We start from the raw sequence: 25,338 nt of genomic DNA, 5'->3' as shown, positions 1-25,338 counted from the left end.
GCTCCAGACTCATCACTTCATCTATAGATCGCCTTCTCTGTATAAATAGTTTTAGTCCCCTGTGGGGAGGCTTAAAAACCCTTGAGTAGTAGTTTCAAACATGGAAGATATAGCCCAACCAGAAGGAAACGTGCGAAGGAAGATACCCATATCTCTCGTGACAATTAGAAAGGCTAGGCTGTTTGACCTTCCCTATATAATGAAGATAGAACACCTGTCATTTAGGGAAAAGTATCCCCGCGGGCTCTTCATGACGTTTATGGAGGCCAACTCGGAAACATTTCTCGTTGCCGAATACAATGGCCAAGTTGTGGGGTACGTTATGGGATACCTCAAGCCAGATATGGAAGGGCACATAATGAGCATAGCCGTTCACCCAGACTACCGGGGAAATGGAATCGGGAAGGCCCTAATGATAGCCGTTATAGAAAGACTCTTTAAAAGAGGAGCAAGGTGGATAGGGCTCGAGGTCAGGGTTAGCAATGAGAGGGCGATAAACCTCTACAAAAAGCTCGGGTTCAAGATTGTCAAGAGAATCATAAGCTACTATTCGGACGGGGAAGATGCATACTACATGATCCTAAAGCCGGAAGATTGGGAAAGGGTGAGGATGGCATGAAGAAAGTCATAGAGTTCTTCCTGAGCGGGGACAGAGCTTACAGTGAGAGAGAAAAGGCCATCAATCAGCTTTACCATAACAGGGGATATGGAGAGCTCAAGGGAAATAAGCTTTTTCTTTCCTTAATTGAGGCAGCCTACCTAACGGAGAGGGGCTGGATAAAGGTTCTCGATGGAAGTAGAGAGTTGAGCTTCCAAGATCTAGTTGAGCTTGGAAGGAGAAAAGATGAAGATTTTGACATTAAGTATCTCGTCTACAAGGACCTTAGGGACAGGGGATACATAGTTAAATCCGCATTAAAGTTTGGCTCCCACTTCAGGGTTTATAGGAAGAATGCGGAGCATTCTGATTGGCTTATATGGGTTGTGAGAGAGAATCAGAAGCTTTCTCCTAACGATATCACCGCAAGGGCTAGAGTGGCTCACGGAGTAAGGAAGAGCATGGTCATGGCAATAGTTGATGAGGACAATGATGTCGTTTATTACAAAGTTGAGTGGACGAAGTTTTGAGTATGGTGACTACGTATGAGGAAGGTAATAGTTGTAACTCTGATTTTAGCCTTATTGGCATTAACTTACTTCCTTCCAAGCTTGAAATATCCTCATGAGAATTCTCAGTTGCATCCATCTATAATTTTGGGTTACGCATACGTAACTCCAGATGAAAAAGTTAAGCTCAGGGTTTTGTGGTGTCTCAATGGTTCTGAACAAGTACTTTTAAAATTTGGGGGCGTGAAAAAGGTTCTCGTTCCAAAAGATGCTGATATAGAAATGGGAGAGATTGAAGGAGAAGTTGTCATTAAACCGAGTGGGGACATTAAGGGTTTGTTATTTGCTCTCCCTGAAGGCTCTAGCAAGGTATATTTAGCTAGAGTCAACGTAAAAGTAGAGTTCGGGAGTAGCTATCCGCTTAAAATTACAAAAAACGCAACGACTTCGATAACTCTATATATTAATGGGACTTACACAACATATTATGGAGTTGAAGTCGTAAATCCTACAAATGAAACGATCAAGCTCAAAGGAGTCATATTCCCAGTTCAAGGAGTTAAGATTCTCAGCTTCGGATTCTCAAATGAGAGTATATTTGACGTCCCCCAAGAGCCCGTAAATTTGTCAAGAGTACTTTTACCTCACGCTAAGGGAACATTGGTCATTTATATCCAGATAGATAGGGAAATTGATGGCTTAGTGTTCAAACCAAAGGTCATCTTGGAAGTCAATGGAAGAGAATATCCACTCTCAGTCCCCGAAATGACTTTTGTGAGAGCTATATGTAGAAAAGAAAAGAGATAAATCACTTCAAAAAGCCAGTCTTCTTTCCTAAGTCCTCAAAGGCATCAATTACAAGCTTCAGATCCTCCTTTGAGTGAGCCGCTGAAGGTTCAAGCCTTATCCTTGCAGTTCCAAGAGGAACGGTTGGATAAACTATGGCTTGAGCAAAGATGTTGTACTCTTCGAACAGCCTCCTTGAGAATTCCTGGGCCAACTTCTCATCGTAGAGCATTACCGGAGTTATCGGGTGCTTGGTGTTACCCAAGTCGTAGCCGAGATCCCTAAGTCCCTTCTGGAGGTAGTGCGTGTTGTCCCAGAGCTTCTTAACGAGCTCATCGCTCTTCTGAAGTATCTCAACTGCAGCAATTGCAGCTGCAACGTCCGGTGGATTCATTGCACTTGAGAACAGGAAGGGTCTTGCCCTCTGCTTGAGGTATTCGATGGCCTCCTCAGGCCCCGCAACGTAACCTCCGATGACTCCAAAGGCCTTGCTCAGCGTACCCATCTCGAAGTCTACCTTATCGTGGAGCTTGAAGTGATCAACTATACCCCTTCCGTGATCTCCCAGGACACCCTCACCGTGAGCGTCGTCAACGTAAACTATTGCATCGTACTGCTCAGCTAATTCAACGATTTCTGGGAGTGGAGCGAGGTCACCGTCCATTGAGAACACTCCATCCGTGACAATTATCTTCTTCTTTTTGTCCTTGTTTTCCTCAAGCTTCTTCTTCAAATCTTCCATGTCAAGGTGCTTGTAGATAACCTTAGGAGCACCGCTGAGCCTCATTCCGTCGATAATGCTCGCGTGGTTTAGTTCTTCACTTAAGAACACTCCATCCTCTCCCTTCCTAAGGAGGGCGCTAATTGCTCCAAGGTTTGCGTTGTAACCGCTCTGGAAGAGAATTGCAGCTTCTCTCTTCTTGAACTTTGCCAACTTTTCTTCAAGCTCAACGTGGAGCTCCATGGTTCCTGCTATTGTTCTGACTGCACCAGCACCAACTCCATAATCAAGGATGGCCCTTATCGCTGCTTCCTTAATCTTTGGATGTGCAGCTAAGCCAAGATAGTTGTTTGAACACATGTTCAAAACTCTCTTCCCGTTCACAACGATCCATGGGCCCTGGGCGCTTTGAACAACTCTAATAGTTACGTAAAGCCCCTTCTTCTTTAGTTCTTCAAGTTCTTCCTTAATCCAGTCAAGCTTACCCATAAGAACCACCGGCCAATATTTTATATTTCATGCATATAAAAGTTTTCGGACAAATTACAGTTTTCAGAAGGTTTTTATTTAGGTTTGGATAGAGGCAAGGGGAGATAAAGATGATAGAGAGGGTAAAGGGAACGAGGGATTTCCTCCCGGAAGAGATGGCGAAGAGAAGGTGGGTGTTCGAGAGGATAAGGGAGGTTTTCGAGAGGTACAACTTTAAGGAAATTCTAACGCCGGTAATGGAGTACACTAAATTGTTCGAGCTTAGGAGTGGAGAGGAAGTAGTGAAGCAACTGTACGCGTTCAAGGATAAGGGAGGAAGAGATGTCTCTCTAAGGCCGGACATGACATCGAGCGTTGCTAGACTTTACGTCAATCAGTTTCAGAATGCCCCCAAGCCAATAAAGTGGTACTACATAGCAAACATGTTCCGCTACGAAGAGCCCCAAAGCGGTAGATATAGAGAGTTCTGGCAGGCTGGAGTTGAGCTCATAGGGAGCGACAAAGTTGAGGCAGATGCTGAGGTTATTTCCCTCTTCGTTGAGAGCTACCTCTCCGTTGGCTTGAAGGACTTTACGGTGAACATTGGGGACAGGGTTCTTCTTGACGAGTTTGCAAAGATGCTTGGAGTTAAGGATGATATAGGCCTAATGAGGATAATAGACAAGAAGGACAAGCTAACCCAGGAGGAATTTATAGGAGAACTCAAGAAGTTCGGACTTGACGATGCAGGGGTTGAAAAGGTGCTGTCGCTGGTGGAGATAAAGGGCAAGCCTAGCGAAGTTCTACCCAAGGCCGAAGAGCTGTTTAAGAGCGAAAAGGCTAAGGAAGAAATAAAAAGATTGTATGAACTAGTTGATCTCCTAGATGCCTATGAAGTTTCATCCTGGGTCATGATTGACTTGGGAATCGCGAGGGGATTTGACTACTACACGAGCGTTGTCTTTGAGGCGATAGCCCCTAACGATCTTGGGATAGGCTCCATTGGCGGGGGAGGGAGGTACGACAACTTAATTGAGGTCTTTGGTGGGAGGCCCACTCCAGCAACTGGCTTCGCGATAGGGATTGAAAGACTAATCCCGATTCTAGAGTGGAAGGGACTGATTCCAGAGATAGATCTCTCACCGGACGTATACGTTGTTCCAGTGGGAGACACAAAGAGGGAGGCAATATCAATAGCCTCAAGGCTCAGAAGGGAAGGGATTAAGGCTGAGGTAGAGCTCATGGGAAGGAAGCTGAGAAAGGCCTTGGACTATGCAAATAGGATTAAGGCCAAGGCAACGATAATCGTGGGTAGGAAGGACTTGGAGAGGGGAGTTGTAACGATTAGAGATATGGAGAGCGGAGAGCAGAGAGAGGTAAAAGTCGAAGAAGTTGTCGGTGAGGTTAAAAGGTTTTTAAGGAACTGACCGAGTTATTAGTGTGATGAGCGCCATCGATGCTGAGCGGTGATGACCGGATTCCTGGCTGACCTTTCTTTTCTTTCGCTTGAGGGTGTTTTGAATGTTCTTTAATAGGGAGAGTGAGATTGAAAAGATAACAAAGATCATCGAAAACGAGCCAAACATGGTCAACTTCGTTTATGGCCCTATAAACAGCAGGAAACTGCCCTCATGTTGGAAGTTGCGAATAAGCTCCCAGCAAATTTTCCAGTTTTCTACATAAACTTAAGATGGCACTCCATAAGGAGTTATTCGGATTTGGTCGAGGTATTTATGGACATAAGAAGGTCAAAAATGGACATAATCCAGGAAATAACAAAGCTAACTCCGATTCTCACAGGTATTCCAGTTCCAGAGGACGTTATCAAGGAACTAAAGGGTGCTGACGACCTGTTTAAGTACTTGCTCAGGCTGTTTAATGATCTGAAATCCCAGGAACGCACTCCAGTCTTAATAGTGGATGAACTGCAAAAGATTGGAGATTTAAAAGATCAATGGGCCAGCTTTATACGAGCTGTTTAACCTTTTCATAGCCTTAACCAAAGAAACTCACCTCTCCCATGTTTTTGTAGTCACGTCAGACAGCCTGTTCGTAGAGCGCGTTTATGGAGAAACGACGCTACAGGGCAGGGCCAACTACATTTTCATTGATGATTTCGACAGGGATACCGCCATGAGATTCATGAGGGAACTCGGATTTACCGAAGAAGAAGGGGAGCTCCTGTACAGCTACTTCGGAGGGAAGCCCGGTTACTTAATTCAGGCCAAAAGCCATAGGAATAAGCTTCAAAAATGGTGTGAAGGAATTTTAAGGCTAAGGACCACGGAAGTTTTAAGGCTTATCAAGAAGGACAAAAGAACCTTAGATGTCCTTAAAGAATTCAGGGAGAACGAGAAAATTGAAGTTCTTGAGATTGACGAGCCAACAAAGACCTTAATAAGGACAAATATCCTCTTCTATGACCCACTAACTGGTTTATTAAGGCCCCAAGGAAGGCTAGAGTTGAATGCAATAAGGAAGGCCTCATCCCTTCTTTAGGCATCTCTCTAGGGTTTCAAGTATTTCCTCCTCAGATCTGAACTTCATTATGGTGAGGAGTAACCTTTTAGCAACTTCGTTCCGCTTTAAGGCCATCTGTATCTTTTCCTTTATCTTTTGGGCCTCCTCTGTATCTTCGGTAATTTCATTTAAAGCCCTCAGGAGGTTATCCCTTGTCTCCTCGATGTCCCTAAGGATGTTCTCATAGAATGCAGAGCTCCTCCACTCCCCAAAGTTCTTCATTGCAACGAAGTACGCCTTCCTATCTCCGGGCTTTTTTATCCTCTGAACTAAGCCAACTCCCTCAAGAACCTTCATGGCAGAGCTAACGTGTGAGAGTGAGTAACCCGTTATCTCGGCTATTTCACCCAAGCTGAGGGGCCTATCGGACAAGAAAAGGGCACCGTAAATGTAGCCTATGAGCTCGCTCTGGCCCAACCTCCTCGCGGTGTTTGCAAATGTCTCCATGATTATCTTCTTAGCCTCTTCAATGCCCATAAGTGACCACCACAATGTTTTTAAATTTTTGAAATTATAAAACTTTCGGAAATTTCCGAAAGTTCGGTGGTTAATATGCTGAGGAAGATAGCGAGGGTAATAGTGGTATACAGGCACTCGCTCGCGATAATAACGTTGTTCCTCCTAATCCTGTCAGCTTATGGGTTAACTCAGCTTAGGTTTGAGAGTGATCTTTCTAAGCAACTCCCTGAAGATTTAGAGGCCGTTAAAAGCTATTTCACCCTTCAGAATGAGTTCGGCACGGGAGGCTCCGCTCTCATATACGTGAAGATAAAGTCCACCGAGGAAGTTTCCGACATAAGGGATCCCAGGGTAATACAGGCGATGTATAACCTGGAGCAGAGGCTGAAGCAGAGGGAGTACGTTACGGATACTTTCAGCATTGCCGACCTGTGCGTTCAGATCCTGGGGAGGCTTCCAAAGAATAAGGAAGAAGTGAACTTCGTTCTCAGCGTTCTTCCCGAAAAAGCGAGAAAGGGACTAATCAGCGAAGACTATTCTTCAACGATAATAATAGTCAACATGAACAGGGAAAGAAACCAGAAGGCCCTAGTCAGGGTCTACAACGATATAGAGAGCGACATAAAGAGGTCGAACTTCCCCCAGGGAGTGGATGTAGTCCTTACAGGAGACCTCGGGATAACGTACAAGGTTCTCGAAATGCTACAAAACGACATGAACAGGACGATGGCCGTTGCTGGGGTAATAGTCATTCTCATTCTACTGTACTTCTATAAATCCCCGATTAGAATGCTCGTTCCTTTAATTCCATTAGTGTTCGGTGTGGTCATGACCTTGGGCTTTATGGGTCTCCTCGGAATTCCATTGGATATAGCAACGAGCACGATTGGGGCTATGATTATAGGTATGGGTATTGATTACGGTGTCCACGTTACGAACAGGTACTACGAGGAGAGAGCCAAAGGTGAACCTCCAGAAGTCGCTGCAGAGGAAGCTATAGCCGAAACGGGAAAGGCGCTTTTAGGTGCTGCACTTACTACTATCGCCGGATTCCTTGCGTTGTCAATCTCAACTCTTCCCTCCCTCAGGAGGCTCAGCATAACCCTAGTCATGGGGCTTGGCCTTACGGCCCTGAACGCTGTAATAGTAACCCCTGCCCTAGCGATATTGGAAGAGGACTTCAGGAGGGTGGTTTTGAAGAAAGAAGAGATAATATCAATAGGTGGCGGTGAAGGGAAGATAGCCTTTATCTTTGGCAAATGGGGGGCGTGGATTAAGAGGTTCCCCTGGGCCGCTTTACTGATAGCCCTGGTAATTTCAGGAGTTTCATTTTACGGATTGACAAAAGTAACGACGGAGGTCAGGCTCGAGAAGATGATTCCAATGGATCTTCCAGAGATAAAGGCTCTACTTGACATAAGGTCAGAGTTTGGAGGTCAGGACGAGGTTTACGTTCTTATAAAAGCTGACGATGTTAGGGATCCAACGCTCGTTAGGGCCATTCTCAGGTTCGAAAGAGAGGTCAAGGCGGACTCTTACATGAACAACGTTTTTTCCGCCGAAAGCATAGCTGATGAAGTGCTACAAAAGTACGGCTACATACCCCAGGACAAGGAGGAGATAAGTGAAGCACTTAAGGATTCGTCTCTTGTTTCCTCGGACTACTCCATGACGATAATAAAGTTCAAAGGCAACTTTATGGGAGTTACGCAGAGCGAATTTAACAGAATAATGGAGTACTTCGAGCAACAAATAAAACAGGCAGACTTCCCGCCCGGAACTAAAGTTGAGCTTGCCGGAGATGCGTACTTGAATTACGTCCTCAACAATCTAGTTAACGAGGAGCTTGGGAAGATATCGACTATCGGAACGCTCATAGTCGTTCTTGTCGTGTTTCTCATATTCAGAAAACCCACCATCGCAACGGCTATGATAATGCCGATGTTCCTGGGAGCTTTATGGACGATAGGGTACATGGGACTCGCTGGAATTCCATTTTCTCAGACTTTAGCCGGTGTTGTATCAATGATAGTTGGTCTCGGAGTTGATTACGGCATGCACATCACCCACAGGTTCCTAGAAGAGCTTAGAGAAGGAAATAAAACTCCCATAATAACCGCGATGGAGAGCGTTGGTCCTGGCATTTTAGTTGGCGCGTTGACGACTGCAGGAGGTTTCTTAGCATTACTTACCGCTCAACTCACAGCTATACACGATTTTGGTAGGGTTCTTGCGGTTGGTATATTTGCATCAATGTTTTCGGCTTACCTCGTAACTCCAGCAATATTGCAACTGGAGTTCGGAAGAAAGCTTAAGGAGGTGAGAGAATGAGAAGAGTTGGAGCTATTATACTCATTTTAGCCTTACTGTCTTCATTCGTTACACCATCTCTTGCACAAGGTCCAGAGTTACTGTATGAAGGTTATATGAACAAGGGAGACTATTTACTAGTTGGACCCCTAACGATAATATTAAAGGATGTTGTTTATGACATGGCTCACGGAGAATGGAAAGCAATATTCATAGTTCTAGATGAATACATGAACCCTATTGGTCCTAATCTAACCAAGATATACGTTCCAGATGAAGAAAAAGTCAGACAACTCCTCTCAGATCCGACATTTTTAAGGGCCATGGCAGAGACCCTTGGGTATGATCCAAATAACCCTGTCCAATATGCAGAATTCCTAAATTGGCTCTCACAAGCTCCAGAGGAAGAAGTTTGGAATGCAATTGTTGAAACTATTAAAGAGCATCCAGAACTTGGAATAAAACTAGAAGATATCGCAAAACCCTACTATGTCCCCAATGCACAACCAATTGGAGCAAATGAAACGATAAAGATTGAATATAAACACAACTACATTTACATTACAGCACTTTCTGTATACCCTAACGGTGCAAAGGTTAGTATAAGTGGACCAGTTCAGTGGAGAGCTTCAATGATACAAGGACTACTCCTTTCAAGAATTGAAGTCAAAGGGCCAATAGTCCCGGGCCAAATATTCGAAGTTCATGTTCATTTGAAGAACATTGGATCAAGAAAAGTGAGATTCATTACGGTAATCCTATCTCCAACTCCAGTTTTGCCGGAAAGAACAAGTAGCGAGGAGCAGCAAAGCAGTGTTGCCTCGATAATTCCACAGACACTTTCGCAAACTGGGGTTGCCCAGGGAAGCCTTTACCCGGTAGAAACAACTATGAAATACGTCGACTATATAGAGCCTGGGGAAGACAAAGTAGTTACGTTCCTGTACAAGGCCAACGAGAATGCAAGGCCTGGTGATTATCCCCTGTATTTGACGGTTGTTTACTTTGCCTATACCCAAGGCGACACTATGGAGCAGAGGGTCCTGTATGACTCAGCTGCCGTGACAATCTCCAAGGATTATGAGGCAGCATTTTCAATCGTAAAGCAGGAAATTCCGAAGGTAGTTCATCCAGGTGAAGATTTCACTATAGAGGTGACACTAAAAAATGAAGGCGCAGATACGGCAAAAGATGTAAAAGGAGAGTTTATAATCGGAGAACTCGGTAAAGATGTCTTTTTACCACGCTCTTCAAATCTTTTCTACGTGAGGTTCGTCGATCCTGGATGGTACACTACCCAAGAGTTCAAGGTTCACGTGAATGAAGATGCAAAGACGGGAACATACACATTTAAGCTCAAACTGACATACTATTCCGGAAACAGCAATAAGCAAATGACCCAAGAATTCGTGTTCTCAACGACAGTCATAAGAGAAAGGGCAGCCTTTATAGAAATCGAAAACGTAACACTTAATCCCGAAAAGATAGAGCCCGGAATGACGTTTAAAATGACACTAACGCTGAAGAACGTTGGTGAAGGATACGCAAAGGGGCTGAGGGTAAAGATAATCCCAGTTGAGGTTCTAGTGAAGAGGGAGATTCAGAAAGTAGATTTATCCCAGCTTTCCTCACTTCCAATACCACAAAGCAAACAACTATCTGAAAACCTGCAATCTGCGATAAACCAGTTGATAGGAGAAATGGCAATGGAAAGGATGCCCGCGTTTTTGCCAATAGGGGAGGATAACGTCAGGTACGATGGGATAATTCTTCCAAACCAGACCGTGAAGATAACATTTACACTCAAAGCTAATGACAGGCTGGAGAACAATGTATACCCGTTAAAGATATCTCTCACGTACTTATCGTCCCCAGATGACAAAGAATTCTCCGACGAGAGGATAGTTGGAATAGATGTTACCGGCACTGAAATGATAGTGATAAGCAAGATATCCACATCACCAGCTAGAATACTCCCAGGGACATCAGATGTGGAAGTGTCATTTTCAGTTGAAAACGTAGGAAGTGGTGAAGCAAGGTACATACTCATAAAACCACTACCCAAATATCCCTTCGAGCTGAGTGAGACGAGTGACCAGATAATAAACATTGGAACCTTAAGGCAGGGAGACTCAGCCCAAGCATCTTTCAAGATAGACGTGGACAAAAACGCAAAGCCTGGAAGGTATGAGATTCCGCTATTAGTCACGTACAAAGATCCTGTCGGTAGGTTCAAGAACATAACACTCATGATTCCAATAATAATTGAGGAGAAGCCAAACATTGTCATAGAGAAAGTTGAATTCAAGCCCGAACCAGTACAAGGTAAGGATGTTGAAATTTACATCACAGTTAAGAACATTGGAGGGGAAAAAGCTGAGAGCGTGGTAATCGAAGGAGTCGTCAGGTCATCTCAGCCTTTCACCCTCGTCAAGAGGACTGATTATATAGGCACCCTTGAGCCGAATCAAACTGGAGAGGGCGTAATTACCCTAACAGTCGATAAGGATGCCGTACCAAAAGTGTACAATGTGCTAATAAGGATTAGAGCTGTGGGTGACAGAGATAGAGGGGATGACAACGTTTACATTTTCGAACACACAATAAAAATTCCAGTGAAGGAAAACATAGAAGAAAAGGAAAGACTCAAGAATTTAGCAATTCTGGCAGGAGCATTGGCAATAATTGTTACGATAGCGATCTATCTCAAGAGGAGGAACTCCAGCTTCTGACTTTTTCTCGCAATTTTATTCCGGCCAAAACGCTTACAACGAGGTCAATTGCTATAAAAACGAGGCCTAACAGGATGTCTTCTTCAGGTGTCTTTCGGATTATGAGAGGATTTGAGTACTTTGTTATCAAATCTATAACCTTCCAAAACGCCGGGAGCATTATTATTCCAGTAGCGTAATACCATATATGTGGATCACGCCTGAGATACTCTTGGATTGTCTTACTGAGCAATATTATAGCAATTCCAAGTATTACATATGAGTTTATGGCATTTAGATAGATTAAGAATGCTATAAGGTCACTACTTGGAATTCCTCCTATCATCTCCTCAGATATGCTCTCAAGCATCAGGTAAACCCTTATTGCACCACCTAAAATAACTATTAGGCCCGTGACCAAGCCTATGAACGTTATAAATCCCCTGCTTATTAGCTCAAGGGGTCTTAGTTTAACGCCCTTTATAAAGAAGTAGCCTCCAACTATCAGCATCACAACTCCACTAACAGCAGAAGAGACTATCTGAGCACTTGGCGGATATTTCAATGATATTAGTTTAGCTATACCATAAAGGAGAACTATAAGCCCAGGAATCCCTAAAACAACTTTCGAAACCTCAGGATCGTTCATGATCTCCTTTAGGTATCTCACAATTATGTACCATGTTGTTTCTATCCCTGGGCTCTGCTTCACGACTACCCTCCTCGTACTCACTATCGGGACTTTTGAAGTTATAATTGGAAAGATCTGCTCGTCCTCGGCACCGTCTGTTACGGGAATAACGCCATCAGCTGGAAACACCTTCAAAACCTCATCTAGCTGCCTGCTGAGCTCCATGTCGCTCTTAACTCCCACGTTGTGATGGCCCGTAATCAAGGCAACTTCAACATCCTCGAAATCCCCGCTTTGCTTGAGCTCGTCATACAGCTTTACAGCAGCAAATAGAGTATTAGCATCACTATCCTCAGGATCAGCCAAACTAAGCTTTACTGCAGCATCTAAGCATTTATCCCTTCCAATAACTGGCCCCTTAACACCAGCCTTTACCCCAAAATCATCGTCCCTATCTATAGCCAAAACTAAAACCCTCATTTCCTCACCTCTTTACGGGCTGGAAATCCCAACCTTTAGGGAAAGGAAGTTTTTATAGGTTTTTAAATGCTCTTTAATTCGACCACGCCACCTACCCAGTGAAGACTGTATGAAGGATGCTCTTGAGCACCACTAAGGGGAGGAGGTCAGCTTCTCCATAACCGCTTTAACTTTATCCTCCATGTGTCTCTCCTTGTCTCTTCTGTCATCTATCTTTATGTACGTAACTACCCTCTTAATGCCCAGCTTAAACATGAGCTCATGTGCCTCTCTTACGACTTCCAGGCCGTCCTTGAGGTCGTCAACCTCGATTATTGTTCCCATCGGCGTTAGCTGATACTTCACTCCTTTCTCTTCAAGCAGTTTAATAGCCTGGGCTATATACTTACTTACGCTGACCTCACCAAGGGGAATCAATGAGAACTCTATTATTACCGTCATTTGACTTCCCCAAGTTATTTACCACCCTATTGATTTAAAAATTGTGCTCCAAATCTTTAAATTTTAGACGAACCTAATTTTTAGGGGATGTGAAATGTTCAAAATCGACAGATTGAGGTTCGGAACCGCTGGAATACCCCTTTCGACCCCAAAACCCTCAACGATAACTGGAATTGAGCAGGTAAGACAGTTAGGACTTGATGCCATGGAGCTTGAATTCGTGAGGGGTATAAACATAAAGCCGGAGTTAGCTAAAAAGATTAAGCATGTCGCCAAGAAACTTGATGTAGTTTTAACTGCTCACGCTCCTTACTACATAAATCTTAACGCTAAGGAAAAAGGAAAAGTTGAGGCGAGCAAAAGAAGGATAATTCAAAGTGCCGAAAGACTTTATGAAGCCGGGGGTTGGAGTTTAGTTTTTCACGCTGGTTATTATCTAAAGCAACCTTCGGAACAGGTTTACAAGAATATAAGATCTGCATTAGAGGATATAGTTGAGGAGTTGAAATCTAGAGGAATAAAGGTCTGGATAAGGCCAGAACTGACAGGTAAGCCCACGCAATTTGGAGATCTTAGAGAACTGATAAAGTTGAGCCAAGAAGTCGACATGGTTCTACCAGCAATAGATTTTGCCCACGCCCATGCTAGAAATAGAGGAAGATGCAATTCTGAGGAAGAATGGAGGGAGATGCTAACTTTAATAGAGAACGAGCTCGGAAGGGAGGCTTTGAAGAACATGCATATTCACATAAGCGGAATTGAATATGGGGAGAAGGGCGAGAAGAGGCACATTAACTTGCAGGAGAGTGATCTTAAGTGGGAGGATCTCCTGAGGATTCTGAAGGAGTTCAACGTTAAAGGAGTGGTAATTAGTGAAAGTCCGAACATCGAGGGTGACGCAATTTTAATGAAGAAGAAGTGGGAGGAGCTAAAAGTTTAAAAGTATTTGTCAGCCACTAACCCCACGAGATTTCTCCCGAAGAAAATCCGAATAGGGGGGAGTGTGAATGAACCCGTTCCACGACCTTGAGCCCGGACCAGACGTTCCAGAGGTTGTCTATGCTTTAATAGAGATACCAAAGGGAAGCAGGAACAAGTACGAGCTTGATAAGAAGACAGGACTCCTAAAGCTTGACAGAGTCCTCTACAGCCCATTCTTCTACCCAGTAGACTACGGAATAATACCCCAAACATGGTACGATGACGACGATCCATTTGACATAATGGTCATAATGAGAGAACCAACATACCCACTAACGATCATAGAGGCAAGGCCTATTGGATTGTTCAAGATGATTGATAGTGGAGACAAGGACTACAAAGTTCTAGCTGTTCCAGTTGAGGACCCATACTTCAAGGACTGGAAAGACATCGACGACGTTCCAAAGGCGTTCCTAGATGAGATTGCACACTTCTTCAAGAGATACAAGGAGCTCCAAGGCAAGGAAATCATCGTCGAGGGATGGGAAGGAGCAGAGGCTGCAAAAAGGGAAATCCTAAGGGCAATTGAGATGTACAAAGAAAAATTCGGAAAGAAGGAGTGATTTTCTTCCCTTAAAATTTTTGTTTGGAGGATGAAAAATGTACAAGATAGTTACGGTTAAGGACGTTGTTAGAATTCCTCCCAGGATGTTTACAATGGATCCAAAGGAGGCAGCTATGATTGTTCTTAGGGACACCTACGAGGGTAAGTATGACAGGGATGAAGGAGTCATACTTTCAATAGTAGAAGTAAAGGAAGTTGGTGATGGGATAATAGTTCCCGGAGACGGGGCAACGTATCACGAGGTAGTTTTTGACGTTCTCGTTTGGGAACCAAGACTTCATGAGGTCGTTGAGGGAACCGTCGTTGATGTAGTTCCCTTCGGAGCGTTCATAAGGATAGGACCAATGGATGGCCTAGTCCACATAAGCCAGCTCATGGATGATTACGTGGTTTACGATGAAAGAAACAAACAATTCGTAGGAAAAGAGAAGAAGTACCTTCTCAAGCTCGGAGATGAAGTTAGAGCAAGAATAATCGCCGTCAGTCCAAAGAGCAGAATAATTAGAGAGAACAGAATAGGCTTAACGATGAGACAACCTGGGCTAGGAAAGTTCGAGTGGATAGAAAAGGAAAAGAGAAAAGAGAAGGAGGGTAAGAAGTGAGCGAAAAAGCCTGCCGAAACTGCCACTACATAACTACTGAGGACAGATGTCCTGTCTGCGGTAGTAGGGATTTAAGCGAGGAATGGTTCGACCTAGTGATAATAGTAGACGTCGAGAACAGTGAAATAGCCAAGAGAATAGGCGCAAAGGTCCCAGGAAAATACGCAATAAGGGTGCGCTGATGATAGTTTTTAGACTTCCTGAGAAACTAAGGTACGAATTAAAAAAGCCCATGGGTAAGTTGATAGAAGGCGAGATACCCAAACCATATTTAAAAATAAAAGACTCAATCTCACACCCCCTTGTTACGGTGGGAGATGTCGTTACTGAAAATATTCTAAAGGTCGGAGTTTTACCCAATCTTGCCATATATGATCACAAAACTGAGAGAAGAGAGTATAAACCAAAAATAGATACTAATGCCATAATTTTGACCGTTAAAAATCCTCCTGGGGTCATTACTATCCCTCTCCTCCGAAGCGTTAAGAAAGGGTATGAACTCGTCAACAGAGGAAAGAATGTTCATATAATAGTTAACGGCGAGGAAGATCTCGCCACAATCCCCGCAGTCCTCTACGCTCCCTATGGTGCAACGATAATATACGGTCAGCCCCGAGAAGGCATAGTGCTTATAAAGGTAACACGTGAATGCAAACGCAGGTGCGCGGAGATAATGAGAAGGATGGAGGTGGTGAGGAATGGAGATTAGAATAACTGAAGTCAGGGAGAATAAGCTTATCGGAAGGAAGGAGATATATTTCGAAATTTACCACCCAGGAGAACCCACACCAAGCAGAAAAGACGTGAAGGGCAAGCTTGTTGCCATGCTTGATTTGAACCCTGAAACGACTGTGATCCAGTACATAAGGAGCTACTTCGGAAGCTACAAGTCAAAAGGCTATGCAAAGTACTATTACGACAAGGACAGGATGCTCTATATAGAGCCCGAGTACATCCTCGTGAGGGATGGGATAATAGAGAAGAAGGAGGGTGAGTGAAATGGGACAGAAGTGGAAGCTCTACATAGTTAAGGACGGGAAAGTCATAAGGAAGAACAAGTTCTGTCCTAGGTGTGGGCCCGGAGTGTTCATGGCAGATCACGGCGATAGGTGGGCCTGCGGAAAGTGCGGTTACACTGAGTGGAAGAAGTGAAGGTGGCCCCATTGGGCCTTTTCTCCAATATAATTCTTAGAAAGTTCAAGAATATAGCCCCCAGATACGAAGAAATAGTTAGGGCTTATAGAGAGTTTCTTCTAACTGAAGAGGAGTTTACAATACCTAAAATCGAAAAGATCCTAATTCCACTTGACAGGTATTCCGAATCTCCCACAAACACCGTCATTGAATACTTAACCTCATACCCAGGATCAACGATTTTGTTACTTTATATAATAGACGGGGAAGTTTGCAGGCTTATTAGAGAGACCATTGGAGAAAATGAAGCAGAACTGTTTAGAAAGAGGGAACTCGAGAAGGGACACAAGACACTTGAAAAAGTTGAGGCAACACTACCTTCAGATAGTTTCACAGTGAAATCCCAGTTAAAAACCGGCAACAAGGCAGAAATAATCGAGGAGATAGCTAATGATTTTGATGTCGTTATAATCTCAAGGCACTATGGAGCTGAAACAACAAAAACGCACCCCGTAAGTCCTGTCGTTCTTAGAATTCTCCAGAACGTTAAGATCCCTGTATTGCTTTATTAGGAGGTTAAACCAATGACTCCACAAGAATTAATTGCGCTTGGGGTATTTATTGCTGTATATATCGCGATAATAAGCGAGAAAATCCACAGGACTGTAGCGGCAATGTTTGGCGCTTCAATAGTTCTCCTTGTAGGGATAGTTCCATGGGAGAGGGTTCCCCACTACCTTGACTTAAACACGATACTCCTACTTGCTGGAATGATGGTCGTAGTTAACGTCAGTAGGGAAAGTGGCCTGTTTGAGTATATTGCAATAAAAACAGCAAAACTATCAAAAGGTGATCCAATGAAAGTTCTTCTCTTCTTTTCTATTGTCACGGCCCTTGTAAGTGCTTTTCTTGATAACGTTACAACGGTTCTCCTCCTCACTCCAATGCTCCTCTATATAACCAGACAAATGAGAGTTAACCCAGTCCCATACCTCCTCGCGGAGATATTCGCCTCAAATATAGGTGGCACGGCAACCCTGATTGGAGATCCACCAAACATAATGATAGGATCGGCCGCAAAGCTCAGCTTTAACGAGTTCATAAAAAACATGACGCCGATAGCTACCGTAGATCTTATCCTTATGATTGGAATTATCTACCTTATGTACCGGGGAGAGCTGAAGAAGGCAGAGGTCTCTTTGGCGATACTTAACCTTCGGGAGGAGGATGCTATAAGGGACAGAAAGCTGTTCAGAAAATCGATAGTAGTTATCTGCCTCGTAATGCTATCGTTTTTCCTTCACGATACAATAGGAGTTGAACCGGCGGTAATCGCGTTATCAGGGGCATCTCTTCTTTTACTGTGGAGTGGAGAAGCTCCAGAAAAAGCCCTAGAGAAAGTTGAATGGGCAACCCTCTTCTTCTTTGGAGGCCTCTTTATAATAGTTGGCTCCCTTGAGGAAACTGGATTTATAGCCCAAGTCGGAGAGTGGATAGTCCATCAGATCCACTCGGAAACCCAAGCCATCCTCTTGATTTCTTGGCTTTCCGCCTTCTTAAGCGCTGTAATTGACAACATACCCTTCACGGCGACTATGATTCCCTTGATAAAAAGCATGGGATCTACCCTAGACACCTATCCACTCTGGTGGGCATTAAGCCTAGGAGCGTGCCTCGGTGGAAATGGGACGGCGATAGGGGCGAGTGCCAACATAGTCGTCTTGGGTATAGCTTACAGGGAGGGAATAAGGATAACATTTAAGGACTTCCTTAAGGTCGGTATGATAATAATGCTGATAACAGTTGGAGCTGGCTCTTTAATCCTTATAGCGAGGTACGGGTGATAATATGAGCATGAAGATCCTCGTACTCGTAGATGGAAGTAAGTGGAGTCAGAAGGCTGCGCTGTATGCGTTCTCAGTCGCGAAAAGGAAGAATGGGAAGGTAACTCTGTTTTCGGTCCTTGATAGAAGAGAGGCAAAAGCCCTAGCATTTCACCTGAGCATGAGAAGCGAGAGCCTAGAGAAAATAAAAGAGTTCGAGGAAACAATATGGAAGGACATGAAGAAGAGCGTCAAGGAGGTAATAACAACGCTCCTTGAGATAGGCCAGAGGGAGGGAATAAACTGCTCTTTTAAGATAGTGGAAGGCCATGCAAAAGACAAAATCCTTGAGGAGGCTAACTCTGGAAACTACGACATGGTCGTGATGGGGGCTTATGGAAAGAGTGGAAAGACGAGGATAGGGTCATTGCTCGAAGATGTCGTTGGTCAGATAAGGATTCCCGTCATGATAGTTCGCTAGCGCATGTTTTCAACATACAGGAACAGACATTTGAGGTACTCGGTATCTTTGGATGCCATCAGGATGGGATGGTCTGGAGCTTGAGTCCTGTAAGGCTCAAGCATCTTAAGGAACTTTCCGGCCTTTGCCCCTGCGGCAATTATCATATCTTTGAACATCTGTAGATCAACGTGCTGGGAGCATGAGCACGTTACAAGAATTCCCCCATCCTTAACAAGGTTCAGTCCCGCGAAGTTAACGTTAAAGTAGGCCCTTAAGCCAGCCTTCAGATCCTTCTCATGCTGGACAAAGGCCGGAGGGTCAAGTATTACTACGTCAAACTTCTCCCCTTTCTTTTGGAGCTTCTCCATCTCCTCAAAGGCGCTCCCCACGATAAACTTCATCCTATCTTCAACTCCATTCAGCTTTGCGTTTTCTTTAGCGGTTTCTATGGCCCTCGGAGACTTGTCTATAGCTATAACTTCCTCCGCCCCAGCTATAGCGGCGTGAATTGCGAATCCTCCTGTGTACGTGAAAACGTCGAGAACTCTGTCTCCGGGTCTCACCCACTTTTCTAACGCTAACCTGTTTTCTCTCTGGTCAAGGAAGAAGCCGGTTTTCTGACCGCGCATATCAACTATGAACTTTGCCCTACCTTCCTCTATTATAGTCCTGTACTTCTCCTTTCCCAGGAGAACCCTTTCGATCTCGGGCAGGCCCTCCCTTCTCCTGCTCCTCCCCGTGTTCTTCTCGAACACGGTTTCTATTTCGGGCTCGACTTCCATTATAGCCTCGGCAACGTCGAGCTTGAACCTCTCCATTCCAGCACTCGATATTTGTAAGGAGGCTATGTCATTGAACCTGTCAACTATGAGACCGGGCAGATAGTCAGCCTCTCCATAAACCATTCTGTAGACGTTGGTGTACCTGAGAACCTTCTTCCTGTACTCGTTTGCCTTCCTTATCCTCTCCCTGAAGAGATCCTTGTTTATCTCAACATCCTTTTCCTTCGTGACTATCCTCACCATTATATTGGAGTGAGGGTTAGCAAAGCCTTTCCCCAGAAACTTCCCACCTCTCGTGTAAACCTCAACTATATCACCAGGCTTTATCTCGCCCTCTACTCTCACCACTCCCTTCTTGAATACTATCATTGCACCTTTACCTATCGCTCTCGCTGCTTGAGCATCAACTACAACCCTTGCCATCTCAACCCCCAATGTGGAATAGAAAAGAGGATTTAAAAGGCTCACCTAACCTCGCGTCATCATCAATCAGCAAGGAGAACGACGATCATCGCCTTAAATTTCTTCTTTAACGGTGACGAATGAGACCATCGTTACCGTCTGTCCGACTCCCTTTATCTCTCTGAGCCTGTCTATAACTATCTTACCAACCTCTTCAGCATTAGATGCTCTTACCTTTAGGAGAAGATCCCACTCACCCGCTATGATGTGAACCTCATAAACCCCTGGGATTTTAGCTATCTGCTCGGCAACTTCTCTCTGAGTTAATCCAGAATCGGGATCATATCTAATCAGAATGAATGCTGTAGTACCGAGGTTTAGCTTTTTATAGTTTGGCTTTATGGTAAACTTCTCGATTATACCCTCTTCAACCAACCTCTTTATCCTGTAATGAACTGTTGTCCTGGGGATTCCTAATTTTTTGCTTAACGTTGCAATATTTTCCCTTGCGTTATTTTTAAGCTCCTCAAGCAACCTCCTATCAACCTTGTCTAAGATTTCAGCCATTATCACCACCTTTCAAGTTATTGACGCATGTTCATTATTTAAGATTTTCTTTTAACCATCTATGAAATTCCTTTAAAGCTTTTCCCCTATGAGAGATAGCATTTTTTTCTTCTGTTGTCATTTCGGCAAAGGTCTTATCGTAACCATCGGGAACGAATATTGGATCGTACCCAAACCCTTGAGTACCCTTCTTTTCATGAGATATTTTTCCATAAACCTTCCCTACGAATATATGAACTTTCCCATCATAGTACCCAATTACGCTCTTGAAATACGCTCTTCTATTTTCTATCCCTTCCATGAGCTTTAATATTCCATCTAGGCCTATAGTCCTGTACACATAAGCTGAATATACTCCTGGAAATCCTTCTAGGGCTTCTATAAAAAGGCCTGAATCTTCTATAAAAAACGGCTTGGAGACTTTATCTTTTAGCCACCTAATCCCGAATTCAACAACCTCTTCTAGAGAATCAGCCTGAATTTCAGGATAAGGAAATTTAAGTTGCTCCACCTCAATGCCAAGGGGTTTGAGTAGGGAGCTTGCTTCCTTGACTTTACCTGGGTTTGAAGTTATAAAAAATATTTTCATGGAAAGAACCTCAGTCTATTTTATAACCTATCTTCTCTACTAGTTCTCTCCTCTCCTTCTTCTGCTCCTCCGTCTCTATCTTGTTCGCTGCTTTACCGTCAACCACACCCAAAACAGCTCTCCCAAGTTCCGTCTCGGCCACTATCACTTGGAATGGATTTTCACTAGCTCCATATACCATTGCTACCGCAGGGTGGTTCTTTATCGTGTTGAGGACATTTATTGGATAAGCATTCTTCATCAGTATCACGAAAACGTGGCCAGCACCTATCTTAAGGGCGTTCTTTGCAGCTAACTTCTCAAGCTCAGGGTCATTGCCTGTATACCTCGTAAGTTGAGGCTTTGCCTCATTCATTGCAATCCCAAACTTTATTCCAGGAACAGTCGTTAAAAGAGCCCTGGCCAGATCGTCCACGGTAAATATAGAGAAGTTACCTTGGCCTATTATTACCTCAACACCTTCCGGCTTCTCTATATCGATTACTTCAATCCTTACCATCTAGCACCACCAAGTGGTTTTAGGTATTGAACTAAAAAATTATTCTATACCTGCATCCACAATGTAGAAACCACAATCGTTTTTAGGAGAGAGTAACAAATTTTTACCGATGCCTTATGGCTTCAATTGATCAAGATGAGCTTGAATGGCTTCTCACAATACTAAACGAGCATCCAAGAGAAAGCCTAAGGAGTATCTCCGAAAAGGAAGGGGTAGAGTACCATAGGCTGAAGAGAGTATATGATAAGTACTACGGGAAATACGTTTTTGTAAGTGCAATATATGACATCGTAAAGCTTGGACTAAAAAGCTATGTTGCGTTTCTTTCAGTTCCAAAAGTAGAGCTAATGACTAAAGCAAAGGAGATTCTAAAGAATCCATTCATCGCCCATATAACACCAATATTTGGATTCAAGAATGGGATACAAGCGATATTACACGTTCCAGTTGATCAAGAGAAGTACATCCCAGAAATGTTGTCCAAATATTCCAATGACTTTGAGTTCTATGAGGTATGGGCCAGGAAGAGGGAAGGGAATGTAAAGTTTGGAAAATGGCAATATTCTTATGAATACGCTCTCCTCCTAGATGCATTAAAAGTAGATGCAAGAACTCCAATGAAAGAACTTGAAGCACTAATAGGGAGAAAGAGGCCAACAATAAAGTTCATGATAAATAAACTAATTGAAGATGGGATAATAATAGGATTCTACGCCTACGCCGAACACGTTGAGCCGGTTTATGATCGGTCTTTCATAGGCATTGCTCAAGATATCGATATAGATGAGTTCCTTAGAAAGTTCCAAGATATTGAGATAAAGGTTGGAGTATTGAAGCCTAAAGGGTATTATTTGGAGTGGTTTTTCTCCTCAAAGGATGATATGGGAAGCAAGATTCTAGAGTTCAGCCCCTACGTGGAGAAGCTTGCCATTGGATACCTAGATATGTTCCAAGAGCTCAACAACGAACACCTGAAAACGAGATTCTCGAGAATGGTAAGAAAAGATGGCAAGGGATACAGATCAATTTTAGAATTTTAGCTCTTCATTTCCTTAAGTATCTTCTGAAACTCGGAGTAGTCGGTCACGACTTTCACACCATCAAGCGTCTCAAAATATATCTTCTTTATCTTTATCTTCCTAGCTTCAGTGTACTTCATCTCCGGTGGATCATATTCACCGGGTTCGACTATTTCATCTTCTATCACGTACGTCTTTAACTCGGGCTCCCCTACATACTTCCAAACTTCATAGAACACCCTGGGCTCGAGGTGTATTTCTCCCTCGAGCTCAATGTAGTCTGCGCCTATGTCCTCTAAGAACTCCTTAACAACCTCAGAATTCATGCAGAACCACCCCCAATATTATTTAGTTTAGGATGGTTAAATACCTATCGCAATCCAAAAACTTTAAATTAAGTATTCCCCTTTTAACCCCCATGCTCGGTGGTGGCTTTTGGCTCAACTAAATTCGAACGCTTCTTCTCTTCTTGCCTAGCTAGGACTTTAGGAGGTGGTTCTAATGCCAGAGGAATTTAAAGTTACACCCTGGGACGTAGAGGGAATTGTAGACTATGACAAGCTGATTGAGCAGTTCGGAACGAGCCCACTGACTGACGACCTCCTCGAGAGGACTGCAAGACTCACAAAGAGTGACCTACCAATATTCTTCAGGAGAAGGTTCTTCTTCTCCCACAGGGACTACGACAAGGTTTTAGACGACTACGAAAGTGGAAAGGGATTCTTCCTGTACACGGGTAGGGGCCCAAGCGGTCCCATGCATATAGGTCATATAATACCCTTCTTCGCCACCAAATGGTTGCAGGAAAAGTTCGGCGTTAACCTGTACATCCAGATAACGGACGATGAAAAGTTTCTATTCAAGGAGAAACTCACCTTTGAAGACACAAAGAGATGGGCTTACGAAAACATACTAGACATAATCGCGGTAGGCTTTGATCCTGATAAAACCTTCATCTTCCAGAACAGTGAATTTACGAAGATATATGAAATGGCAATCCCAATAGCCAAGAAGATAAACTTCTCAATGGCAAGGGCTGTTTTCGGCTTTACCGAGCAGAGCAAGATAGGAATGATATTCTTCCCGGCAATACAGGCAGCACCCACTTTCTTCGAGAAAAGGAGATGTCTTATCCCAGCTGCAATTGATCAAGACCCATATTGGAGGCTTCAGAGAGATTTCGCTGAGAGTCTCGGCTATTACAAGACCGCAGCCTTACACTCAAAGTTCGTTCCACCGCTAACTGGGCTCGAAGGAAAGATGAGTGCATCCAAACCCGAAACCGCGATATACCTTACGGATGATCCCGAGGAAGCTGGAAAGAAGATCTGGAAGTTTGCGTTAACGGGAGGCCAACCAACGCTTAAGGAGCAGAGGGAAAAGGGAGGCAATCCTGAAAGGTGCGTGGTGTTCAAGTGGCTCGAGATATTCTTCGAGGAGGATGATAAAAAGCTCATGGAGCGCTATTATGCATGTAAAAATGGAGAGCTGACATGTGGAGAGTGCAAGAGATACCTCATACAGAAAGTTCAGGAGTTTCTGAAAGAGCACCAGAAGAAGAGGAAAAAGGCAGAAGAGCTAGTTGAGAAGTTTAAATACACCGGTAAGTTGGCCCAGGAGCAATGGAACAAGGCGATTCCAGAACCACTTAGAAAGTAGAAAAACTTTTTAGCATATTCCAAATAGTCAACATTGGGGGTTTAGTTACCTTGAGTAAATGACTGGGGGTGATATCAATGACGGACGTTGAGGAGAGAATCAATCAGATCATCCAAGTTCTCAGGGAGCAGGTTGTCCAAGATACAGTTGTTCCCAGGAACATTAGAAGGGCCGCCGAGCAGGCTATTGAAGCTCTCATGAATAAGGATAAGGAGCCCGCAGTTAGGGCGGCCGATGCAATAGCAATACTTGAAGAAATTAGTGAAGATCCCAACATGCCTCTCCACACAAGGACGATAATCTGGGAAGTTCTTGGAGCTTTAGAGCAGATAAAGTGATCCCTCTCTCCTTTCTCCTTATATAGTTGAATTTATATAGATGATACCCTCTTTCTCTTCTGGGAGGAATATGAAGGGGCTAATAGTGAGACAACCCTATGCCAAGTGGATAGTTGAAGGTAAAAAAGTGTGGGAAATTAGGAAAACCCCCACAAGAATCAGGGGGAGGATAGTAATAATTTCCGAGAAAAAGGCCCTCGGCACTGTTGAACTCGTGGATGTTCTCGGCCCTTTCACCCCAGAAGAACTCGCTAACCACGAAAGTAAACACCTCGCAAGCTACGACTTTTTAAAGAGGTACTCAAATGGGAAAAAACTTTATGCGTGGGTTCTAGCAAATCCAGTAAAGTTCGACCCTCCTCGTGATGTTGAAATTCCCAACGGAGCTCAAATTTGGGTGAATCTAAAGAATTGGAGGTGATTGGATGTTCGTAGTTGGAAGCGGGGCCTTACATTTAAAGGAAGAACTCTCGAAAAAGGCAGAGATAATTGAAGTCGAGATAAAGAAGTTCCCAGACGGTGAAAAGTATGTAAGGATTCTTGGAGAAGGAGAGGAGGCAATAGTAGTTCAGTCAACATATCATCCCCAGGACGAGCACCTAATTGAAGCACTTCTCCTGGGGGATGCCCTAAAGGAGAAGGGATTTAAAAGACTAAAACTCGTGGTTCCTTACCTGGCATACTCAAGGCAGGATAGAGTCACAAAGGACGGAGAGCCGATAAGCATCAGGGCAGTTATGAAAATGCTCGGTCTCTACTATGATGAACTTTACGTTTTTGATATTCACAACCCGAAGACCCTCGAGTTCTTCCCAGGGAAGGCCCACAATGTTTCTCCTGCAAGGGTTATAGCCGAATACTTCAAGGAGAAGCTTGGAGAAGGAATAGTCATGGCTCCAGATAAGGGTGCCCTAGAGAGAGCTAGGGCGGTTGCAGAGATTTTAGGGTTAGAATACAGCCACTTTGAAAAGAAAAGAATCTCCCCAACTGAAGTTCAAATGACTCCAGTTGACGTTGATGTTAAAGGAAAGAACGTGCTCATAGTTGACGACATAATAAGCACGGGAGGAACGATGATAAAGGCCGCAAACCTCTTGAGAGAGCTCGGAGCGGGGAAGATATTCGTTGCTGCAACCCACGGGGTGTTTGCAGAGGGAGCCATTGAAAGAGTAAGCAATGCAGTTGATGAGCTCGCAGTAACCAATACTATTCCAACTCCAGTCTCAAAGATAAGCATCGTGCCTGAGATACTCAACGTATGATTTTTGTATTTCCTGTACA

At 43.9% G+C, this 25,338-nt stretch carries 33 protein-coding genes; 24 read left to right on the top strand and 9 right to left on the bottom strand.

Annotated elements, in window-relative coordinates; translation table 11 throughout:
• Positions 1–100: 100 nt before the first annotated feature.
• Genes rimI through A3L04_RS02465 form a run of 3 tightly spaced genes read left to right on the top strand, consistent with a single transcriptional unit; the run spans position 101 to position 1,914 of the window.
• Entirely contained in the window at positions 101–619 is a 519-nt protein-coding gene (gene rimI / locus A3L04_RS02475) for a ribosomal protein S18-alanine N-acetyltransferase (protein WP_068576406.1), read from the top strand.
• Positions 616–1,128 (top strand): tRNA-intron lyase, encoded by a 513-nt coding sequence (gene endA, locus A3L04_RS02470; protein WP_068576404.1) that lies wholly within the window; start codon positions 616–618, stop codon positions 1,126–1,128. Before rimI ends, endA begins: the two co-directional genes overlap by 4 nt.
• 15 nt (positions 1,129–1,143) lie before the next feature.
• Positions 1,144–1,914, top strand: a complete 771-nt coding sequence (locus A3L04_RS02465; RefSeq protein ID WP_068576398.1) for a hypothetical protein — start codon at positions 1,144–1,146, stop codon at positions 1,912–1,914.
• A 1-nt stretch (position 1,915) separates the two neighbouring features.
• Here the strand turns inward: A3L04_RS02465 and A3L04_RS02460 are convergent, their stop codons facing one another.
• The gene (locus A3L04_RS02460) at positions 1,916–3,103 is read right to left on the bottom strand and encodes a glycine C-acetyltransferase (RefSeq protein WP_068576395.1); all 1,188 of its coding nucleotides are present in this window, start codon (positions 3,101–3,103) and stop codon (positions 1,916–1,918) included.
• 110 nt (positions 3,104–3,213) lie between these two features.
• Between A3L04_RS02460 and hisS the strand changes: the two genes are divergently transcribed.
• The 4 genes from hisS (at position 3,214) to A3L04_RS11375 (ending at position 5,581) form a co-directional block, all read left to right on the top strand.
• Complete coding sequence (gene hisS, locus A3L04_RS02455; protein WP_068576394.1) at positions 3,214–4,509, top strand: histidine--tRNA ligase; 1,296 nt, start codon at positions 3,214–3,216, stop codon at positions 4,507–4,509.
• A gap of 94 nt (positions 4,510–4,603) precedes the next feature.
• Positions 4,604–4,765, top strand: coding sequence for an ATP-binding protein (locus A3L04_RS11440; RefSeq protein WP_084448848.1), 162 nt, complete (start codon positions 4,604–4,606; stop codon positions 4,763–4,765).
• Positions 4,717–5,064, top strand: coding sequence for a P-loop NTPase family protein (locus tag A3L04_RS11380; RefSeq protein WP_157895681.1), 348 nt, complete (start codon positions 4,717–4,719; stop codon positions 5,062–5,064). Before A3L04_RS11440 ends, A3L04_RS11380 begins: the two co-directional genes overlap by 49 nt.
• The gene (locus A3L04_RS11375; RefSeq protein WP_084448846.1) at positions 5,033–5,581 is read left to right on the top strand and encodes an ATP-binding protein; all 549 of its coding nucleotides are present in this window, start codon (positions 5,033–5,035) and stop codon (positions 5,579–5,581) included. Before A3L04_RS11380 ends, A3L04_RS11375 begins: the two co-directional genes overlap by 32 nt.
• On the opposite strand, the gene A3L04_RS02435 is transcribed toward A3L04_RS11375, so the two are convergent.
• The gene (locus tag A3L04_RS02435; RefSeq protein WP_068576393.1) at positions 5,567–6,079 is read right to left on the bottom strand and encodes a GbsR/MarR family transcriptional regulator; all 513 of its coding nucleotides are present in this window, start codon (positions 6,077–6,079) and stop codon (positions 5,567–5,569) included. The genes A3L04_RS11375 and A3L04_RS02435 overlap by 15 nt on opposite strands.
• 75 nt (positions 6,080–6,154) lie before the next feature.
• Here A3L04_RS02435 and A3L04_RS02430 point away from each other — a divergent pair, with 75 nt between their 5' ends.
• Both A3L04_RS02430 and A3L04_RS02425 read left to right on the top strand, forming a co-directional pair.
• Complete coding sequence (locus A3L04_RS02430; protein WP_068576391.1) at positions 6,155–8,392, top strand: hydrophobe/amphiphile efflux-3 (HAE3) family transporter; 2,238 nt, start codon at positions 6,155–6,157, stop codon at positions 8,390–8,392.
• Positions 8,389–11,103, top strand: coding sequence for a COG1361 S-layer family protein (locus A3L04_RS02425; RefSeq protein WP_068576389.1), 2,715 nt, complete (start codon positions 8,389–8,391; stop codon positions 11,101–11,103). Before A3L04_RS02430 ends, A3L04_RS02425 begins: the two co-directional genes overlap by 4 nt.
• Here A3L04_RS02425 and A3L04_RS02420 read toward each other — a convergent pair.
• Together A3L04_RS02420 and A3L04_RS02415 are read right to left on the bottom strand one after the other, a co-directional pair.
• The gene (locus A3L04_RS02420; protein WP_068576387.1) at positions 11,078–12,193 is read right to left on the bottom strand and encodes a DUF373 family protein; all 1,116 of its coding nucleotides are present in this window, start codon (positions 12,191–12,193) and stop codon (positions 11,078–11,080) included. The genes A3L04_RS02425 and A3L04_RS02420 overlap by 26 nt on opposite strands.
• A gap of 132 nt (positions 12,194–12,325) precedes the next feature.
• On the bottom strand, positions 12,326–12,634 hold the full coding sequence (locus A3L04_RS02415) for an MTH1187 family thiamine-binding protein (RefSeq protein ID WP_068576384.1): 309 nt from the start codon (positions 12,632–12,634) through the stop codon (positions 12,326–12,328).
• Between the two features lie 94 nt (positions 12,635–12,728).
• On the opposite strand from A3L04_RS02415, the gene A3L04_RS02410 reads away from it, so the two are divergent.
• From A3L04_RS02410 to A3L04_RS02365, 10 genes are all read left to right on the top strand, one after another.
• A complete protein-coding gene (locus tag A3L04_RS02410) occupies positions 12,729–13,574 on the top strand; it encodes a deoxyribonuclease IV (protein ID WP_068576382.1) in 846 nt (281 codons plus the stop codon).
• Positions 13,575–13,641: 67 nt separating this feature from the next.
• Positions 13,642–14,178 carry an inorganic diphosphatase gene (locus A3L04_RS02405; RefSeq protein ID WP_068576380.1) on the top strand — a complete coding sequence of 179 codons (537 nt, stop codon included), beginning with the start codon at positions 13,642–13,644 and terminating at the stop codon, positions 14,176–14,178.
• 37 nt (positions 14,179–14,215) lie between these two features.
• Positions 14,216–14,782 (top strand): DNA-directed RNA polymerase, encoded by a 567-nt coding sequence (locus tag A3L04_RS02400; RefSeq protein WP_068576379.1) that lies wholly within the window; start codon positions 14,216–14,218, stop codon positions 14,780–14,782.
• Positions 14,779–14,964 (top strand): transcription elongation factor subunit Spt4, encoded by a 186-nt coding sequence (gene spt4 / locus A3L04_RS02395; protein WP_068576376.1) that lies wholly within the window; start codon positions 14,779–14,781, stop codon positions 14,962–14,964. Before A3L04_RS02400 ends, spt4 begins: the two co-directional genes overlap by 4 nt.
• Positions 14,964–15,491: a GTP-dependent dephospho-CoA kinase gene (locus A3L04_RS02390; RefSeq protein ID WP_394326726.1), complete on the top strand. Its 528-nt coding sequence runs from the start codon at positions 14,964–14,966 to the stop codon at positions 15,489–15,491. The genes spt4 and A3L04_RS02390 overlap by 1 nt, the downstream gene beginning before the upstream one ends.
• A complete protein-coding gene (locus A3L04_RS02385) occupies positions 15,481–15,780 on the top strand; it encodes a 30S ribosomal protein S24e (RefSeq protein WP_068576372.1) in 300 nt (99 codons plus the stop codon). Before A3L04_RS02390 ends, A3L04_RS02385 begins: the two co-directional genes overlap by 11 nt.
• A gap of 1 nt (position 15,781) precedes the next feature.
• Positions 15,782–15,934: a 30S ribosomal protein S27ae gene (locus A3L04_RS02380; RefSeq protein ID WP_014733531.1), complete on the top strand. Its 153-nt coding sequence runs from the start codon at positions 15,782–15,784 to the stop codon at positions 15,932–15,934.
• Positions 15,922–16,488, top strand: coding sequence for a universal stress protein (locus A3L04_RS02375; RefSeq protein WP_231963841.1), 567 nt, complete (start codon positions 15,922–15,924; stop codon positions 16,486–16,488). Before A3L04_RS02380 ends, A3L04_RS02375 begins: the two co-directional genes overlap by 13 nt.
• Before the next feature lie 12 nt (positions 16,489–16,500).
• Entirely contained in the window at positions 16,501–17,760 is a 1,260-nt protein-coding gene (locus A3L04_RS02370; protein ID WP_068576370.1) for an ArsB/NhaD family transporter, read from the top strand.
• Between the two features lie 10 nt (positions 17,761–17,770).
• Positions 17,771–18,220, top strand: a complete 450-nt coding sequence (locus A3L04_RS02365; protein WP_068579450.1) for a universal stress protein — start codon at positions 17,771–17,773, stop codon at positions 18,218–18,220.
• On the opposite strand, the gene A3L04_RS02360 is transcribed toward A3L04_RS02365, so the two are convergent.
• From A3L04_RS02360 to A3L04_RS02345, 4 genes are all read right to left on the bottom strand, one after another.
• Positions 18,217–19,407 (bottom strand): class I SAM-dependent rRNA methyltransferase, encoded by a 1,191-nt coding sequence (locus tag A3L04_RS02360; RefSeq protein WP_068576368.1) that lies wholly within the window; start codon positions 19,405–19,407, stop codon positions 18,217–18,219. The two genes, A3L04_RS02365 and A3L04_RS02360, sit on opposite strands and share 4 nt — an antisense overlap.
• A gap of 93 nt (positions 19,408–19,500) precedes the next feature.
• Positions 19,501–19,953 carry an Lrp/AsnC family transcriptional regulator gene (locus A3L04_RS02355; RefSeq protein ID WP_068576366.1) on the bottom strand — a complete coding sequence of 151 codons (453 nt, stop codon included), beginning with the start codon at positions 19,951–19,953 and terminating at the stop codon, positions 19,501–19,503.
• Between the two features lie 34 nt (positions 19,954–19,987).
• The gene (locus tag A3L04_RS02350) at positions 19,988–20,542 is read right to left on the bottom strand and encodes an XTP/dITP diphosphatase (RefSeq protein ID WP_068576364.1); all 555 of its coding nucleotides are present in this window, start codon (positions 20,540–20,542) and stop codon (positions 19,988–19,990) included.
• Between the two features lie 10 nt (positions 20,543–20,552).
• Positions 20,553–21,041, bottom strand: a complete 489-nt coding sequence (locus tag A3L04_RS02345; protein ID WP_068576363.1) for an adenosine-specific kinase — start codon at positions 21,039–21,041, stop codon at positions 20,553–20,555.
• Positions 21,042–21,157: 116 nt separating this feature from the next.
• Between A3L04_RS02345 and A3L04_RS02340 the strand changes: the two genes are divergently transcribed.
• Positions 21,158–22,081, top strand: a complete 924-nt coding sequence (locus A3L04_RS02340) for a winged helix-turn-helix domain-containing protein (protein ID WP_068576359.1) — start codon at positions 21,158–21,160, stop codon at positions 22,079–22,081.
• On the opposite strand, the gene A3L04_RS02335 is transcribed toward A3L04_RS02340, so the two are convergent.
• Complete coding sequence (locus A3L04_RS02335) at positions 22,078–22,386, bottom strand: DUF5748 family protein (protein ID WP_068576357.1); 309 nt, start codon at positions 22,384–22,386, stop codon at positions 22,078–22,080. The two genes, A3L04_RS02340 and A3L04_RS02335, sit on opposite strands and share 4 nt — an antisense overlap.
• A gap of 175 nt (positions 22,387–22,561) precedes the next feature.
• On the opposite strand from A3L04_RS02335, the gene A3L04_RS02330 reads away from it, so the two are divergent.
• The 4 genes from A3L04_RS02330 (at position 22,562) to A3L04_RS02315 (ending at position 25,319) form a co-directional block, all read left to right on the top strand.
• Positions 22,562–23,719 carry a tryptophan--tRNA ligase gene (locus tag A3L04_RS02330; protein ID WP_068576355.1) on the top strand — a complete coding sequence of 386 codons (1,158 nt, stop codon included), beginning with the start codon at positions 22,562–22,564 and terminating at the stop codon, positions 23,717–23,719.
• A gap of 77 nt (positions 23,720–23,796) precedes the next feature.
• Positions 23,797–24,057 (top strand): UPF0147 family protein, encoded by a 261-nt coding sequence (locus A3L04_RS02325; RefSeq protein WP_068576354.1) that lies wholly within the window; start codon positions 23,797–23,799, stop codon positions 24,055–24,057.
• A gap of 70 nt (positions 24,058–24,127) precedes the next feature.
• Positions 24,128–24,478: an ASCH domain-containing protein gene (locus tag A3L04_RS02320; protein WP_068576352.1), complete on the top strand. Its 351-nt coding sequence runs from the start codon at positions 24,128–24,130 to the stop codon at positions 24,476–24,478.
• Positions 24,479–24,482: 4 nt separating this feature from the next.
• Positions 24,483–25,319 carry a ribose-phosphate diphosphokinase gene (locus A3L04_RS02315; RefSeq protein ID WP_068576351.1) on the top strand — a complete coding sequence of 279 codons (837 nt, stop codon included), beginning with the start codon at positions 24,483–24,485 and terminating at the stop codon, positions 25,317–25,319.
• Positions 25,320–25,338 lie beyond the last annotated feature (19 nt).

The organism is Thermococcus chitonophagus, assembly GCF_002214605.1.
GTDB lineage: Archaea > Methanobacteriota_B > Thermococci > Thermococcales > Thermococcaceae > Pyrococcus > Pyrococcus chitonophagus.
This window is presented reverse-complemented; position numbering and strand designations above follow the sequence as displayed.